This window comes from Collinsella tanakaei (assembly GCF_016900375.1).
In the GTDB taxonomy this organism is placed as follows: Bacteria; Actinomycetota; Coriobacteriia; order Coriobacteriales; family Coriobacteriaceae; genus Collinsella.
On record NZ_JACJKB010000001.1, the window covers coordinates 201,676 to 217,808 of the forward strand.

A 16,133-nucleotide genomic window follows, 5' to 3' on the forward strand; every position below is an offset into this window, starting at 1 on the left:
GGCAGAGCAGCCGATAGCGCCCTGGAGACGCGATGCGACGGCTTCAGGATATGAAGTTTCCTGCGACCCGTTCGGATGACGCCCTGAAGAAACCACGTTAAAAACTCCCGACCACGTGGAAAACGGACAAGCAGATAGGCGAGCACCCGGTAGGGAAAATGTTCACATATCAGTATCAATATATCCGTAATCGGTAAAACTATTCCAAGGTGCAAGTAAACGGGGTATTTTGAAACATAGACGGTAGGGGGTTAGGTTGTATCAGCCGTTCCACGCCGTTTCAAGAGCTGCCGCAAGCGCCCCGATATCGATGGGCTTCGTCACGTACCCCGTCATACCAGCGCTGCGCGCAGCCGCGGCGTCCTCGGCGAAGGCGTTGGCGGTCACCGCGATGATGGGAATCGAATCGGTATCTTCTCGGCCCACCGCGCGGATCGCCCGGGCCGCAGCGCAACCGTCCATGACGGGCATCTGCATGTCCATGAGCACGGCGTCGAAGGCACCGGGGTCGCCGTACTCGACAGCTTCGACCGCCTGCGCGCCATCGGCCACGCTCACAACCTCGACCTCGAGCGCGCCGAGCAGGGTCTCGACGATCAGCAGGTTCGTCGGGTTGTCCTCCGCGACGAGCACGCGCTTGCCCTTGAAGGAGGGGAGGGCGCCGTCATCGCGCGATGCGGGGGCGCTCAACGGTTCGGCCGCGTCCCCGGCTGCATGCGGGGCCTCGACGACCTCGAAGGGGATGGTCAGCGTGAACGTGCTACCCACCCCGAGCTCGCTTTGGACCGTGATCTCGCCGCCCATCTGCTGGACCAGGCTCTTCACGATGGGCATGCCGAGGCCCGTACCCACCACGCCGCTCGGCGCGAACATCGTCTCGCGGGCAAAGGGGTCGAAGATCCTCTCCAGGAACTCCCGCGTCATTCCGATACCCGTGTCGGCGACCTCGATTCGGAACAGGCGCGTCTTTCTGCCTTCGTCCTGCAGCTGGTCGGCATAGCCCACGCGCACATCGACGCGCGCACCCTCGAGGCTGTACTTGAGCGCGTTCGACACGAGGTTGTTCAGAATTTGCCCCAGGCGACGTTCATCGCCCTTCACCCAAAGCGACCCGTCGCACGCCGTGAGCTCGATATGCTTGCCCTCCCGCTCAGCCTGAGCGCGCACCAGGTCGACCGCCGTCGCGGCACAGACCGTGAGGTCCATGGGTTCGAGGTCGAGCACCGTCTGCTCGGCGTATTCGATCTGACTCATGTCGAGCACGTCGTTCACGAGCGTCTCGAGCTGCACGCCCGCCTCCTCGAGCAAGCCGAGATAGCGATCGGTCTTCTGGGTATCGCCCTCGCTCTCGCGAGCCATCTTCGTGAGGTTGATGATGGCGTTCAGGGGCGTGCGCATATCGTGGGAGATATTGCTGAAGAAGATATGCTGGCGCCGCGTCGCCTGATGGGCGGTCTCGAGCGCGCTTTCGAGCAGCTCCTGACGCTGCATCTCCTCGCGCATGGCGCCGTCGACATGCCTAAAGCAGATGATGGCCTCGCCGTTGCCGATCTCGTCGTTCGTGATGCTCGACACGCTCACCCAACGGTACTCGTCGCCAAAGCGGCGCAGGTACCTGCCGCCGTACTCGATGACGCCCTCCGCCTCGCGTTTGCGGATGCTCTCGCTCGAGAAATTCTCGGCAAACTGATCGAAGGTCGATTGCTCCACCACGGTGCGCAGCACATCCATGAAGTGGTCGTAGGTTCCCGAGGAGCCCATGACCTGCGCGGTGTCGGAGGAGGACTTGATGGTCGTATAGGTATCGGTCAGGTAGTTGATGCGGTAGATGGCAAAGTAGGTGTTGCCGAGTATGCGCACGGTGTCGGACGCCTCCTGAATCGCGCGCGCAGAGCGGCGCTCGCGCACGAGCATGATGATGGCGATTCCCACGAGCACGAGGCAGAAGGCCGCCAAGGCGACGAACCCCGGTGTCACGCCGCCACTGATGAGCAGCGTTGAGGTGGGGATGGTCACCACCGATAGCCAGCCTGAGTCGAGGTGCGAGTAGAAGACGCTCAGGTTATTGCCGTCCGGTCCGGTGATGACGGCATCGCTCGCCTCGAGCGTGCCCTCATCCACCCCGATGAGGAGCGTCTCCAGGAACTCATCGAACCTCGGGTCATCCGTGTCGGCGGTTCCGCTGCAGGCGAGCAGGTTGTCGGAGCTGTCGAACAGGACGTAGCCGACGCCGTCCTCCTTCGCGTCGGAGCCAGAGCTGAGGTCCTCCACGGGGATGTCGAAAGCGAGCACGTTTCCCTCGCCATGCAGGGCGATCGATACCGTAACGATGCGCTCGCCGGTGATCGCATCCGTGTAGGCGTCGGTCACAGCGAGTTTTCCCTCATTCTCGATGGCCCCACGGTACCAACCCGTAGTCCGATAGTCATATGATTCATCGCCCACCCAAGGATTAGCCGCCACGATGCGGCCGCCTATGACCACATAGGGGTCGGCAGTCGCATTGCCGAGCGCGGTGTTGATGCCGCTCGCGAACCGAGCAAGAAAGCGCTGCGTGGTCTGCTCGTCAGCTCCGTTGTCTATCTGATCATTGAGACCGGATGCGCCGTATCCCAAAAACATCTCGTAGATGCCCAGTCGCGCCTGCTCGCGGTCGGCGTAGCTCCGGGCGAGCTTGGTACCAAGCGCCTGGGCGTTCTCGAGCATCTGGGTGCGCACGAGCTGCGTGCCCCAGCCGATCAGGCCGAGAAACGCGACCGTGGCAAGGGCAAGGGCTATCAGGCGCACGCGGCGCGCATGTGCATCGTATGTTTGCATGGTGCCTCCGACCAAAGACGACTTATCAGGAGTATCCCACAGGTGAAAATGGGGCGAGCGGTCTTTCGGAAACGTAGGGCCGAATTTGCACGATGCCGCTGTTGGCGCAGAGTGTGAAGATAGCTCGGCCGTCCTCCACATCTCTTGCGCGCCCGAATCGCTTGCGTATAATAATCACGTTTGTTCAACCCATGTGTCGTCACGCGCGTGCGGCACCTCTGGTAAGAGTAAGGAATCAACCATGGATTACATCCGCGCAATCGAGCGCCAGGACATCCGCGAGGACATCCCGCAGGTCCGCGTTGGCGACAACGTCAAGGTCCACTATCGCATCAAGGAAGGCGACCGCGAGCGCATCCAGGTCTTCCAGGGCGACGTCATCCGCATGAGCGGTGGCTCCTCCCGCGAGACCTTCACCGTCCGCAAGCTTTCCTTCGGCATCGGCGTTGAGCGTACCTTCCCGCTGCACAGCCCGAAGATCGCCAAGCTCGAGGTCGTGCGTCACGGCCGCGTGCGTCGCGCCAAGCTCTACTACCTGCGCGACAAGGTGGGCAAGGCTGCTCGCATTCCCGAGAAGCGCTAAAGATTCTTTGCTTCGAAAAAGCCGTCCTCCGGGGCGGCTTTTTTCTTGGCCTCTCTGGGGACGTAGCCGGGAGATGCCATATGTGCGCTTTCGGAACATGTGCGCAAGGGCGTCTGTGCGGTATCGGAACATTCCAGGATTTCGTGCGTTCCCATACTGCACAGCCAAATCGACTGCGACGTTCCCTAAGCGCACAACGCCGGCCCCTGGCCCCAGAGAGGCCAGGGGCCGGTACAATGGGGGTCGTGGCGGAAAGGGGATACCGATGGCCAATATGACAAGCTCGTATTCGGCGGCACAGATTGCAGCCGAGCTGACGAGCGCGCCGATCGACGAGATCGAAAACCTTGCCGAACGCTATGCGGACGACCCGCGCGTCCAGGTGCAGAAGGCGCGCGAGCGCGCGCTGCGTCGCCTCCAGAAGGAGCTTGCGGAGCGCGGCCGCATCGCGGAGATGTACCGCACCATGCGCGAACTCGGTGGCGCCGGGACCATCGTGGGCGTCGACGAGGTCGGTCGCGGATCGGTCGCGGGCCCCCTTACCGTCTGTGCCGTCTGTCTGCCAGACGAGCCCATCATCCCAGGCCTCAACGACTCAAAGCAGCTCGCGCCGGCCAAGCGCGAGGCCATCGCCGCGCAGATCGCCGAGGTCGCCCTTGCCATTGGCATCTGCCACATTCCGCCGGAGGATATCGACCGCGACGGCATGGCGCGCAGCCTCAGACGGGCAGTTGCCGGAGCCGTTGCCGATACCGGCCTTGCACCCGATTGCGTTCTCATGGACGGCAACCCGCTCGGGGCGGTCGACCACGAGGTCGATGTCGTTCACGGCGATGCGCGGGTCGCTTGCATCGCCGCTGCCTCGATCGTCGCCAAGGTCACCCGTGATGAGATGATGGTGGAGCTCGACAGCGAATATCCCGAATACCATCTCGCGCAATCCAAGGGATACGCATCGCCCGAGCATATCGCCGCCATCCGCAAGCACGGCCTCACGCCGCTTCATCGCGTGAGCTTCTGCGGTAATTTCCTGGAAACCGCCCGGCTCTTCTAGCTTTGCAGCAGCCTCGAACAACCTGACGCTCTTCCGACCGCCCTGCTCAGCCGCGGGGCGGTCGGTTTTCTGAACGATGGAGCACCGTCTGCCGCAAGACACACGCAAGCTCCTGCATGCATGCTGTCGGATGGCGCTCCCATACTGGCCCGACCCAACAGAAGGGAGGCCAGCTATGGCAAGAGACGAACAGGCAAGGCGCAATCGCGATCGAGAGCTTCTGCGCCAATGCCTGGAGGAGCCCGGAACGCTCGAAACGTGCACGGCGCATGAGGTGGGGCGTCTCGGAGAGGAGCTCGCCCTCGTGTACCTCGAGGAGCGCGGATACACCCTCATGGAGCAGAACTATCACTGCCAGGAAGGGGAGGCGGACCTCATCGTCTACGACACGGAGGGCGAAGAGGTCGTCCTCGTGGAGGTCAAGACGAGGCGCGGCCGTGCGGGCACGCATGATTTGTTCCCCGAGCTCGCTATCGACGAGCGCAAGCGGCAGCGTTACGCGCGTATCGCCGCACGCTACGTGCTCGACAACTTCCCCGTCTACGCGATCCGGTTCGACGTGGTGGCCATCACCCTTCGGCCCGGACCCTACGCCGAGATCGAGCATCTGTGCGGCGCCTACGAATGGGATAGCGAGCAATGAGCGGCGCACAGGTCTTCGCGGTGCACGCCGCCTGCATCCGCGGAGTGGAAGCTCACCCCGTGACGGTCGAGGTCTCCATGACAGACGGCCTGCCGGGAATCTCGATCGTCGGCATGGCCGACTCGAGCGTGCTCGAGGCGCGCGGCCGCATACGGTGCGCACTCAGGACGGCGGGCTACTCGGTACCGCGCAAATCCATCACCGTCAACCTCGCGCCCGGCGATATGCGGAAAACCGGGTCCGGGCTCGATCTGCCCATCGCCATCGCGATACTCGCCTCGTCGGGCCAGATTCCCACAAGGGGCCTCGATAGCTGTCTGGTCGTCGGCGAGCTCGCCCTCGACGGGTCGGTCTGCCCGGTCCGGGGAGAGGTCGCCTACCAGATGCTTGCGAGGGACGCTGGTCTCGTCCTCGTCACTGCACCGGCCGCAGCCCACGTGTCCATCGACGGCGTCTCGCACGGATGCCTGCCGCACATCGGGCCCCTTCGCGCAGGCATCGACGAGGCCGTGCACGCCGCACCGGTAGATAGGCAAATCGCAACCTCCGAAGAGCCCGAGCTCGACTTCGCAGACGTTGTCGGGCAGGAAGTCGGCAAGCGCGGGCTCGTCGTGGCCGCGGCGGGGGAGCTCGGCATGCTCATGGTCGGAAGCCCGGGCTCGGGAAAGACCATGCTGGCGCAGCGCATGACCTCCATCCTTCCACCGCTCAGCGACCGCGAACGGCAGGAGGCGCTCTGCATCCATTCCGTATGCTCGGAGCCACTCGACGCGCTGCTCGCCGGCAGGCGGCCCTTCCGCAGCCCGCACCACAGCATATCCGCCGCCGGGCTCGTCGGCGGCGGCAGGCCTGTTCGCCCGGGGGAGATCAGCCTTGCGCACGGCGGCGTCCTGTTCCTCGATGAGCTCTCGGAGTTCCCCTCGAACGTCCTGCAGACGCTTCGCCAACCGCTTGAATCGGGGACCGTGCGCATCGTTCGCGTCGAGGGGGCCTATACGTTTCCCGCACGCTTCCAGCTGCTCGCAGCGTCCAACCCCTGTCCTTGCGGCTACCTAGGCGACCGCGAGGTCACCTGCTCCTGCTCCCCGGGCGCCATCGAGCGTTATCGGGCGAAGCTCTCCGGACCGCTCGCCGACCGCATCGACATGTCGATCGATGTCGCGCGCCCCGACCCCGAGCAGATCGTCCGCGGCGCGGAGGGCATGGATTCGGCAACCATGCGCACCCTCGTCGAGCGTGGCCGCGCGTATCGGGCATGGCGTGAATCCCAACCGAACGATGAGATAAGCGCGGCCATGGAAGGTGCCATCGCGCGATTCTCGCTGGACGAGGCAGGAGAGGAGACCATCGTCGCACTCGCCCGGGCGAAGAACCTGACCGGCAGGGGCCTTGTACGTTTGGGACGCATAGCGCGGACCATCGCCGATATCGCAGAGGAACCTCATGTCGGCCGCAACCACGTACTCGAGGCCTCGATGTTCAGGAGGGTGACCGAAGATGACTGTCTGTAACGAACGGACGGAGATCCGGAAAGGTGATCCCCGCTATCCGGAAAGCCTGCTCGATCTGCCCGATGCCCCTAATATCCTCTATGTTCGAGGCGATCCCACAGCCTTGCAGGCTCCCGCCATCGCGATTATCGGCGCTCGGGATGCCACTCCCTACGGCCTCGCCATAGCCGAGACCATGGCAACCGTCGCCGCGCAGGCGGGCATCGCCGTCGTGTCGGGAGGGGCACGCGGCGTCGATTGCGCCGCAGGGTGTGCATGCTTGAAGGCTGGAGGCACACATATCGCCGTGCTCGGGGGAGGAGCCGACGTCATCTATCCGAGGTCGTCCGAACCCATGCTCGAAAGGACGCTCGAGACGGGCGGCGCCGTCATCTCCATCCAGCCCTGGGGCGCACAGCCCCGCCCGTACACCTTCCCGCGCCGCAACCGCGTCATCGCCGCGCTCTCGCGTGCCGTCTGCGTCACGGAGGCAGGGCTTCCCTCAGGTACGTTCTCCACGGCAGACGCAGCATTCGAGATAGGTCGCGAGGTCCTCGCCGTACCGGGCTCAATCCTGTCGCCCAACTCGCGGGGATCGAACCACCTCATCGCGAACGGCGCTTGCTGCATCGCCGACGAGGAATCGCTCGAGGTCGCCATCTCGCGCATCTTCGGCGTCCTGCGCTATGTGCGCCAAGACCCCGCGGCGAGGCGATCCGCAGACCCTCAGGAGCAAACGCTCATGGCAGCGCTGACCGCAAGCCCCCTGAGGTCCGACGACATCGCGTCCCTGCTGGAGCTCGACCCGATCTCATGCCTCGCGTACCTCAGCAGCCTTGAGGTCGACGGCAAGATCGAGAGGCTCGTAGATGGAAGGTTTTCGCCAACGGTCCATGCGCTTCACGAGCCTTCGTCGATAATGCACAATGTACGGAATGGATAAGTTGACCGAAGGGGGAGCGATATGGACGAGATGTTCGTAACGGTTGTGGGCGGAGGCCTGGCGGGCAGCGAATGCGCATGCCAGCTTGCCGACCGCGGTGTGCGCGTCCGTCTGATCGAGATGCGCCCTGACACCATGTCGCCCGCACACCACACCGGACATCTCGCCGAACTCGTCTGCTCGAACTCGTTCAAGGCGACCCGCATCGATTCCGCTGCCGGCCTTCTCAAAGACGAGCTTGAACGCATGGGTTCGATCCTCCTCAGCTGCGCCCGCCAGGCATCCGTTCCCGCAGGCGGCGCGCTCGCTGTCGATCGCGAGCGCTTCAGCGAGCTTGTCGAGCAGGAGGTTGCCTCCCGTCCGAACATCGAGGTGGTCCACGAGGAGGCTACCTCGATTCCGGACGGACAGGTGGTCATCGCCGCAGGGCCGCTTTGCTCCGCGGCGCTTTCCGCCGCCGTCCACGAGCTCGTCGGGGGAGAGGCGCTCTCGTTCTTCGACGCAGCAGCCCCCATCGTCGATGCCTCGACCCTCGATATGGATGTCCTCTTCCGCCAGTCGCGCTACGACGAGGCGGGACAGGGCGACTACCTGAACGCCCCCATGAACAAAGAGGAGTACGAGGCCTTCATCGATGCCCTCGTGACAGCCGAGCGCGTCGTACTCAAGGATTTCGAGACGACCGACCTCTTCCAGGCGTGCCAGCCCGCCGAGGAGGTCGCCCGGAAGGGGCGTGACGCCATCCGCTTCGGCGCCATGAAGCCCGTCGGGCTCGTCGATCCGCGCACCGGGCGTCGCCCCTGGGCAGCCGTGCAGCTGCGCGCCGAGAACGCCGATTGCACCGCCTACAACCTCGTCGGGTTCCAAACGAACCTCACCTTCCCCGAGCAGCGCCGCGTGTTCCGCATGATTCCCGGCCTTGAGCAGGCCGAGTTCTTCCGCTACGGCGTCATGCACCGCAACACCTTCGTGGATGCGCCGCACGTGCTCGACCGCACCTTCAAGGTGCCCGGCACCACTGTGCGCCTGGCGGGGCAGATCACCGGAACGGAAGGCTATACCGAGGCCATCGCCTCCGGTCTGCTCGCGGCACTCAACACCTATGCCGACCTCGCCGGCCTCGAGCCCGTCTACCTTCCCGCAACGGGCGCCCTCGGATCGCTTGTCGCCTACGCGACGGACCCCGCCACGCAGGACTATCAGCCCATGCACGTCAACTTCGGCATCGTGCCGCCGCTCGAGGACGGGCGTCGCCGCTCGAAGCGCGATCGCTACGCCGCCTACGCCGAGCGCGCGCAGGCAGACCTCGCCGCCTATCTCGCGAGTCGCGCCGATCTGGGCATCAAAGCTGGTCTCGCGTGAGCGATAAGGCCCCCGAAGGGTTCCCCGGTCTTGTAGAGGCGTTTTTGGCCCATTGCGAGCGCGTGCTGGGGGAGTCGCCCCGAACCGTCAGCTCGTATCGGTCGCACCTCGATGCCTATCTGCGCTGGCTCGAGCGCTGTGGCCTCGATGGGATGCGCGTATCCGTCCGCGACCTCAGGCGCTATCTAGCTGAGCTGCGGGCGGCCCGCTATGCCCCGCGGACGGTGGCCGCGCACTTCTCGGCCATACGGTCGCTGTACGGCTGGCTTTCGGAGACGGACCGGCTGACCAGCGACCCCGCAGCGGCTCTCTCCGCACCAAAGCTTCCCCGGTCGCTGCCGCGCGCGCTCGCACGCGAGCAGCTCGACGCCCTGCTGGGAGCGCCTGACCTCGGCACGCCGGGCGGCATCCGCGATGCCGCCATGCTCGAGCTCTTCTACGCATCGGGCGCGCGCATCTCCGAGCTTGCCGGCCTCGTCTGCACCGACATCGACTTCTCGCAGGGTGCCGTCACGCTCTTCGGCAAGGGGTCGAAGGAGCGCATCGTGCCCGTCCATCGACGTGCCCTCGCGTCTGCCAAGCGCTACCTCGAAGAGGCTCGACCGGAGCTTCTCGCCCATAACCGCGACGGAGCCGCCACCGACCGTCTCTTTATATCTGGACGCGGACGTCCCATGGATGCATCGTCCCTTCGATACCGGTTCAAGGTGCTCTCGCGCACAGCGGGACTTCCCGCCGATGTGAGCCCCCACGCCCTGCGCCATACGTTCGCGACCGACCTGCTCGAAGGTGGAGCCGACCTCCGCAGCGTCCAGGAGATGCTCGGGCACGCCAGCCTTCAGACGACGCAGGTCTACACCCACGTGACGCCCGAGCGCCTAAAGACCGCCGTGCGCCTCTCGCATCCCCGCGCCTGACCATCCCCGCATCCCCCGGTTGGCGCCTTTGGGGACGTAGCCGGAAGGTGCCATCGCCATCGAGGGCGCGAATGGCACCTTCCGGCTACGTCCCCAAAGGCGCCAACCGGGGGCACCGGGCCGAGAGCTGCGCCACAAGCTGCACACATACGCAGGTGTGCAGTTGGAATCGTCTGCGTTAGCTGCTATCATGCATCAGGTTGCGTATGGCGCAACCGTTTCCATCACACACGTGCGGCTACTCGCGAGCCGTGGTGCCCGGAGCATAGGTAGCTCAGATCCGGGTGGCCTGCGAGGTCAGATGCCTGCACGGAGGCGAACCACAGGAGGTAAACATGGCTACCAAGATCAATATCCGCACCCTTCTCGAGGCAGGCTGCCACTTCGGTCACCAGACCCGTCGCTGGAACCCCAAGATGCGCCCCTACATCTTCGGTGAGCGCAACGGCATCTACATCCTCGACCTCAAGCAGACCATCGTCGAGGCCGACGCTGCTTACACCTTCCTGAAGAACACCTGCGCCCACGGCGGCAAGGTCCTCTTCGTCGGCACCAAGAAGCAGGCTCAGGAGGCCGTGAAGTCCGCTGCCGAGCGCGCCAACATGCCCTACATCAATCAGCGCTGGCTCGGCGGTATGCTCACCAACTTCGTGACCATCCGCTCCCGCATCAACCGCATGGAGGAGCTTGAGGGCATGGTCGCCGACGGTTCCATGGCCCTTCGCGGCAAGAAGGAGCAGGCCGTCCTCGGCAAGGAGCTCGCTAAGCTCCAGACCAACCTCGGTGGCGCCCGCGACATGAAGTCCCTGCCCGCGGCCCTCTTCGTCATCGACACCAAGCGCGAGGAGAACGCCATCAAGGAGGCCCGTCGCCTGCACATCCCCGTCGTCGCCCTCATCGACACCAACTCCGATCCGGACGAGGTCGACTACGGCATCCCCTGCAACGACGACGCCATCTCCGCTGTCTCCCTTATGTGCGAGCTGTTCGCCGACGCCTGCCTGGCCGGTTCCGGCAAGGAGCAGATCTCCGAGGCCGAGATGGCCGGCACCGAGGCTGCCGCCGAGGCTCCCGCTGCCGAGGCCGAGGCCACCGAGGCTGCTGCCGAGTAGCATCGCGCTCAAGTTCTCTTTAGTTTCGTACCTTTGATTCGAAAGGAACAACCAATGGCTCAGATCACCGCCGCTATGGTCAAGCAGCTCCGCGAGATGACCGACTCCCCGATGATGGAGTGCAAGAAGGCTCTCGTCGAGGCCGAGGGCGATATGGACGCCGCCGTCGACATCCTTCGCAAGAACGGCCTCGCCGCTGCCGCCAAGAAGGCTGGCCGCGACACCAACGAGGGGGCTGTTGCCGCCTACGTCTCCGCCGACGGCACCCAGGGCGCGCTCGCCGAGGTCGCCTGCGAGACCGACTTCGTGGGCTCCAACCCCAAGTTCACCGGCTTTGCCGCCAAGGTCGCCGAGGTCGCCTGCAACGTTGAGCCGGCTGACGTCGATGCCCTGCTCGCTGCCGACATGGACGGCGAGACGGTCCAGGAGGCCCTCACCGAGATGATCCACATCATCGGCGAGAACATGAAGATCTCCCGCTTCACCGTGCGCAAGCCCGCCGCTGGCGCTGTGTCCAGCTACATCCACATGGGCGGCAAGATCGGCGTTATGGTCGAGTTCAAGTTCAACAACGCTGAGACCGCTTCCAACGAGGCCTTCAAGACCTTCGCCCACGACGTTGCCATGCAGGTCGCCGCGACCGCCCCGATCAGCGCCGTTCGCGAGGACGTCCCGCAGGCCACCATCGATCACGAGATCGAGATCTACAAGGCTCAGGCTGCCGAGTCCGGCAAGCCCGAGGCCATCCAGGAGAAGATGGCTCACGGCCGTCTCGAGAAGTTCTTCAAGGGCTTCGTCCTGAACGAGCAGGAGTTCATCAAGGACTCCAACATGACCATCAAGCAGTACGCTGAGAAGGTCTCCAAGGAGGTCGGCGACGAGATCACCATCGTCGCGTTCGACCGTCTGGTGTGCGGCGAGTCCGACAACTAAGCTTTCGCATCATGTGAACCGAGCAGGCTGTGGGTTGCTACCTATGGCCTGCTTTTTCATGGGTCGGCACCCAATCGCTGCTAGAATGAAGTGCAGCTGATCCAACGAAGGAGGACATCTTGTCTGATTACCAGTACAAACGCGTGCTGCTCAAGCTCTCTGGCGAGGCCCTGATGGGGGAGGGCCGCTACGGCATCGATCCCGAGGTCACCGAGCGGCTTGCGCATCAGATCAAGCAGCTGCACGAGGACGGCGTCGAGGTCGGCATCGTGGTCGGCGGTGGCAACATCTTCCGCGGCCTCGCCGGCTCCGCTAAAGGCATGGACCGCGCCCAGGCCGACTACATGGGCATGCTTGCCACGGTCATGAACGCCCTTGCCCTCCAGGACGCCTTCGAGCGCGTCGACGCGCCCTGCCGCGTCATGAGCGCCATCCAGATGAACGAGGTCTGCGAGCCCTACATCCGCCGCCGCGCCATCAACCATCTGGAGAAGGGCGATATCGTCATCTTCGCCGCCGGCTCTGGCAATCCGTACTTCACGACCGATACCGCCGCAGCCCTGCGCGCCTGCGAGATCGGCGCCGAGTGCCTCCTCAAGGCCACCAAGGTCGACGGCATCTACGACAAGGATCCCGTGACGCACGACGATGCCGTCCGCTTCGATCGCATTACCCATCACGAGGTGCTCGTCCGCGGCCTGCAAGTCATGGACACCACCGCGGCCGCTCTGTGCCAGGACAACCATATGCCCATCATCGTCCTCAACATCGAGGGCGAGGACAATATCAAGCGCGCTCTTAAGGGCGAGCCTGTCGGAACCGTCGTCGTTCAGGAGGATTAACCATGGCTGATATCACCACCCAGATGGACAAGACCATCGAGTCGCTGAAGCACAACTTCGGCAAGGTCCGCACAGGCCGCGCCAACGCCAACATCCTCTCCGACATCACCGTCGACTACTACGGCGTCGCGACCCCCATCACGCAGGTCGCCGCCGTCAAGACCCCCGAGGCCCACATGCTGGTCGTCGAGCCTTGGGACAAGGCGCTCGTCAACGGCATCGTCAAGGCGATCTCCGCCTCCGACCTGGGCATCACGCCCTCGTCCGACGGCTCCATCATCCGCCTGCCGTTCCCCGCGCCCACCGAGGAGCGCCGTCGCGAGCTCGTGAAGGAATGCCGCGAGCTTGCCGAGCATGCCAAGGTCGCCATCCGCAACATCCGTCGCGACGCCAACAACAAGCTCGACCGCGATGAGGAGCTCACCGAGGACGACGTCCGCCGCGAGCAGGCGAAGGTCCAGAAGCACACCGACGAGTACGTCGCGAAGATCGACGAGCTGCTGAAGGTAAAAGAAGCCGAGGTCATGGAGATCTAGGTGCACTACGACGAGGAAAAGCTCATCGCGTACTTCAGCGATGCGCCCGACGACATCGATATGAGCCAGCTGGATATGGCGCGCATCCCGCGTCATATCTCGTGCATCATGGACGGCAACGGCCGCTGGGCAACCGCCCGCGGCCTTGCCCGCACCGAGGGGCACAAGGCCGGAATCGTCTCGCTGCGCGAGGTGATCACCGCTGCGGTGCGCCTTGGCGTCGATGTGCTTTCGGCCTATGCGTTCTCCACGGAGAACTGGAATCGCCCCAAGCACGAGGTGAACGTGCTCATGCACCTGTTCGCCAAGACGTTCATCGATGAGCTGCCTCTGCTCAAGCGCGAAAACGTCCGCGTCGTGTTCCTCGGGGATATCTCCGCTCTTCCCGCGCGCACGCGCGAGGTCTTCGAGTACGGCCTTGCCGAGTGCCGCGATCACACGGGCATGGTCTTGGCCCTTGCGGTCAACTACGGCGGTCGTGCCGAGATCGTCCGCGCAGCACGGCAGCTTGCGATGCTCGTCAAGGACGGTTCGCTTGCACCCGAGGACATTGACGAGGCAACCGTTGCGAACCACCTCTTCACCGCCGGCCTGCCTGATCCCGAGCTTGTCATCAGGACCTCGGGTGAGCTGCGCGTCTCCAACTACCTGCTCTGGCAGATAGCCTATGCGGAGTTCTACATCACCGATACCTACTGGCCGGATTTTTCTCGCTGGGACTTGGTCCGCGCGATTCTGGCCTTCCAAGGGCGCGATCGGCGCTTCGGCGGCTTGAGTACGCCCGCGCGCTAACCCCGCCCTGCACAAGGAGTTCGAGTTGGATTCACCACGAGATACCAAGGCGCCGCGCCGCAAGACCGCGGAGCCTGATAAGCAGCAAGGTTCAAAGGGCGCTTTGAGCGGCCTGGTCGTACGCACGGGCTTCGGCCTGCTGTACGCCGCCGTCTTTATCGCCTGCCTGCTGCTCGGCACCCTGCCCACCGCGCTGTTCATCGCCGCGATGAGCTGGCTGTGCTGTTTCGAGTTCTACCGGATGATGCGGCTTGACGGCAAGGTGCCCAACGAGCTGCTTGGCCTTGCCGCCGCGATCCTGTTTCCGCTATCCGCCCTCGTTCATCCTCTTTGGCTCACGGCGCTCATCTTCCTCTTCGTGCTTTCGCTCGGCCTGTGGTACGTCTACTCGCCGCGCACGCGTATCGCCGATGTCGCCGTAACCGCCTTCGGCCCTCTGTATACCGGATTCATGCTTTCTGCCATCGTGCTGCTGCGCGAGGCGATTCCCGGGTTCCCGGGCGCGCTGCTTTCCATAGGCGTCTGCGCATCGCTTTGGGTGAGCGATTCGTTTGCCTATCTGGTGGGCAGCCGATTCGGTCGCCATAAGATGGCCCCGAAGATCTCGCCCAATAAGAGCTGGGAGGGCTTTGCGGGCGGCCTGCTCGGATCGGTGATCATCTGGCTCATCCTGTGGCTGACCGGCTTCTACGACCTCAACATCTGGCTCGCCATCGGCATCGGCCTCGCCGTCGCCATCCTCGGCGTCTTCGGCGACCTCATCGAGAGCCGCATCAAGCGCGGTGTCGGCGTCAAGGATTCGGGCAACTTCATCCCCGGGCATGGCGGCATGCTCGATCGCTCCGACTCGCTCATCTTCGGCTGCATCACCGCGTATTTCCTGCTTTTCATCGGAGGCGTGCTATGACGGGATCTCTTGACACCGCTTGCGGTGCAAAGCTTCGCATCGCCATTCTGGGCTGCACCGGATCCATCGGGGTCCAGGCGCTCGACGTTTGCCGACAACATGCCGATCGCCTCGAGGTTGTTGCCCTGTCGGCCCATTCACGCGTCCGCGAGCTTGTCGATGCCGCGCGCGAGTTCGGCGTCGACCGCATAGCCGTCACCGACCCTGCACACGCGCACGATCCGGCTCTTGCCGATCTCGCCGATGGCACGCAGGTGCTTGTGGGGGAGCATGCCGCGGTCGAGCTCTGCCAGGCCGATGACGTCGACTGCGTTCTCGTGGCCATCGTGGGTGCTGCGGGCCTTGCTGCCAGCGCGGCGGTGCTCGAGACGGACAAGCGGCTCGCCCTGGCGAACAAGGAGTCGCTCGTTGTCGGCGGCGATCTTCTCATGCCGCGCGTGAGACCCGGCCAGCTCATTCCCGTCGATTCCGAGCATTCGGCCATCTTCCAGTGCTACAGGGGAGAGAAAGCCGATCAGGCTCACGCCATCTGGCTCACCTGCTCGGGCGGTCCGTTCTACGGATGGACCCGCGACCAGCTCAGCCGCGTGACACCTTCCGACGCCCTGGCGCATCCCACATGGAACATGGGCGCCAAGATCACCATCGACTCCGCAACCCTCATGAACAAGGGCCTCGAGCGCATCGAGGCCATGCATCTGTTCGGCGTCGATATGGAGTTTATCCGTGTCGTGATCCAGCGCCAGTCTAAGATCCACTCCATGGTGGAATACGAGGACGGATCGGTGATCGCGCATCTGGGAGCGTCCGACATGCGGATTCCCATCCAGTATGCGTTCTCCTATCCCGATCGCTGGTCGACGCCGGCGCCGCGCGTCGACTTCCGCACGCTCGGCTCGCTCGATTTCGGCGAACCCGATGCCGACACTTTTCGCTGCCTTGCGCTCGCCGAGGATGCGGGACGTGTTCGCGGAACGCTGCCCTGCGTGCTCAACGCCGCCAACGAGGTCGCGGTCGCGGCTTTCCTTGCCGGTACGTGCTCGTTCACGGATATCGACGCCGTCGTCGAGACCTGCATGGACGACCACGACGTCCAGCCCGTGCAGTCACTCGAGCAGCTTGCCGACATCGATGCTTGGGCGAGGCGCCGCGCAGCGGAAGCTATCGCCGCGCGATCATAGGGAAACCTCCTTACCGTCTGG

The 16,133-nt window shown here is 64.3% G+C and carries 15 protein-coding genes; 14 read left to right on the top strand and 1 reads right to left on the bottom strand.

All coding sequences use genetic code 11. From position 1 onward, the window contains the following. Positions 1–261 precede the first annotated feature (261 nt). On the bottom strand, positions 262–2,817 hold the full coding sequence (locus H6A16_RS00890) for a hybrid sensor histidine kinase/response regulator (RefSeq protein ID WP_204615325.1): 2,556 nt from the start codon (positions 2,815–2,817) through the stop codon (positions 262–264). A 241-nt stretch (positions 2,818–3,058) separates the two neighbouring features. Here H6A16_RS00890 and rplS point away from each other — a divergent pair, with 241 nt between their 5' ends. The 14 genes from rplS (at position 3,059) to dxr (ending at position 16,112) form a co-directional block, all read left to right on the top strand. Continuing rightward, positions 3,059–3,400, top strand: a complete 342-nt coding sequence (gene rplS / locus H6A16_RS00895) for a 50S ribosomal protein L19 (protein ID WP_204615327.1) — start codon at positions 3,059–3,061, stop codon at positions 3,398–3,400. A gap of 265 nt (positions 3,401–3,665) precedes the next feature. Then, on the top strand, positions 3,666–4,454 hold the full coding sequence (locus H6A16_RS00900) for a ribonuclease HII (RefSeq protein WP_204615329.1): 789 nt from the start codon (positions 3,666–3,668) through the stop codon (positions 4,452–4,454). A gap of 175 nt (positions 4,455–4,629) precedes the next feature. Beyond that, the gene (locus H6A16_RS00905) at positions 4,630–5,097 is read left to right on the top strand and encodes a YraN family protein (RefSeq protein ID WP_204615331.1); all 468 of its coding nucleotides are present in this window, start codon (positions 4,630–4,632) and stop codon (positions 5,095–5,097) included. Beyond that, positions 5,094–6,608 carry a YifB family Mg chelatase-like AAA ATPase gene (locus H6A16_RS00910; protein ID WP_204615334.1) on the top strand — a complete coding sequence of 505 codons (1,515 nt, stop codon included), beginning with the start codon at positions 5,094–5,096 and terminating at the stop codon, positions 6,606–6,608. Before H6A16_RS00905 ends, H6A16_RS00910 begins: the two co-directional genes overlap by 4 nt. Beyond that, positions 6,595–7,530, top strand: a complete 936-nt coding sequence (gene dprA / locus H6A16_RS00915; protein ID WP_204615336.1) for a DNA-processing protein DprA — start codon at positions 6,595–6,597, stop codon at positions 7,528–7,530. Before H6A16_RS00910 ends, dprA begins: the two co-directional genes overlap by 14 nt. Positions 7,531–7,551: 21 nt before the next feature. Then, positions 7,552–8,892 carry a methylenetetrahydrofolate--tRNA-(uracil(54)-C(5))-methyltransferase (FADH(2)-oxidizing) TrmFO gene (trmFO, locus tag H6A16_RS00920; RefSeq protein ID WP_204615338.1) on the top strand — a complete coding sequence of 447 codons (1,341 nt, stop codon included), beginning with the start codon at positions 7,552–7,554 and terminating at the stop codon, positions 8,890–8,892. Then, positions 8,889–9,809 (top strand): tyrosine recombinase, encoded by a 921-nt coding sequence (locus H6A16_RS00925; protein WP_204615340.1) that lies wholly within the window; start codon positions 8,889–8,891, stop codon positions 9,807–9,809. The genes trmFO and H6A16_RS00925 overlap by 4 nt, the downstream gene beginning before the upstream one ends. A gap of 335 nt (positions 9,810–10,144) precedes the next feature. Further along, complete coding sequence (rpsB, locus tag H6A16_RS00930; RefSeq protein WP_204615342.1) at positions 10,145–10,921, top strand: 30S ribosomal protein S2; 777 nt, start codon at positions 10,145–10,147, stop codon at positions 10,919–10,921. Positions 10,922–10,975: 54 nt separating this feature from the next. Then, entirely contained in the window at positions 10,976–11,854 is an 879-nt protein-coding gene (tsf, locus tag H6A16_RS00935; RefSeq protein WP_204615344.1) for a translation elongation factor Ts, read from the top strand. Positions 11,855–11,973: 119 nt separating this feature from the next. Then, entirely contained in the window at positions 11,974–12,696 is a 723-nt protein-coding gene (gene pyrH / locus H6A16_RS00940; RefSeq protein ID WP_204615346.1) for a UMP kinase, read from the top strand. Between the two features lie 2 nt (positions 12,697–12,698). Further along, positions 12,699–13,232: a ribosome recycling factor gene (gene frr / locus H6A16_RS00945; RefSeq protein WP_204615348.1), complete on the top strand. Its 534-nt coding sequence runs from the start codon at positions 12,699–12,701 to the stop codon at positions 13,230–13,232. Continuing rightward, entirely contained in the window at positions 13,233–14,024 is a 792-nt protein-coding gene (locus H6A16_RS00950) for an isoprenyl transferase (RefSeq protein ID WP_204615350.1), read from the top strand. 103 nt (positions 14,025–14,127) lie between these two features. After that, positions 14,128–14,931 (top strand): phosphatidate cytidylyltransferase, encoded by an 804-nt coding sequence (locus H6A16_RS00955; RefSeq protein ID WP_204615352.1) that lies wholly within the window; start codon positions 14,128–14,130, stop codon positions 14,929–14,931. Continuing rightward, complete coding sequence (gene dxr / locus H6A16_RS00960; RefSeq protein WP_204615354.1) at positions 14,928–16,112, top strand: 1-deoxy-D-xylulose-5-phosphate reductoisomerase; 1,185 nt, start codon at positions 14,928–14,930, stop codon at positions 16,110–16,112. The genes H6A16_RS00955 and dxr overlap by 4 nt, the downstream gene beginning before the upstream one ends. Positions 16,113–16,133 lie beyond the last annotated feature (21 nt).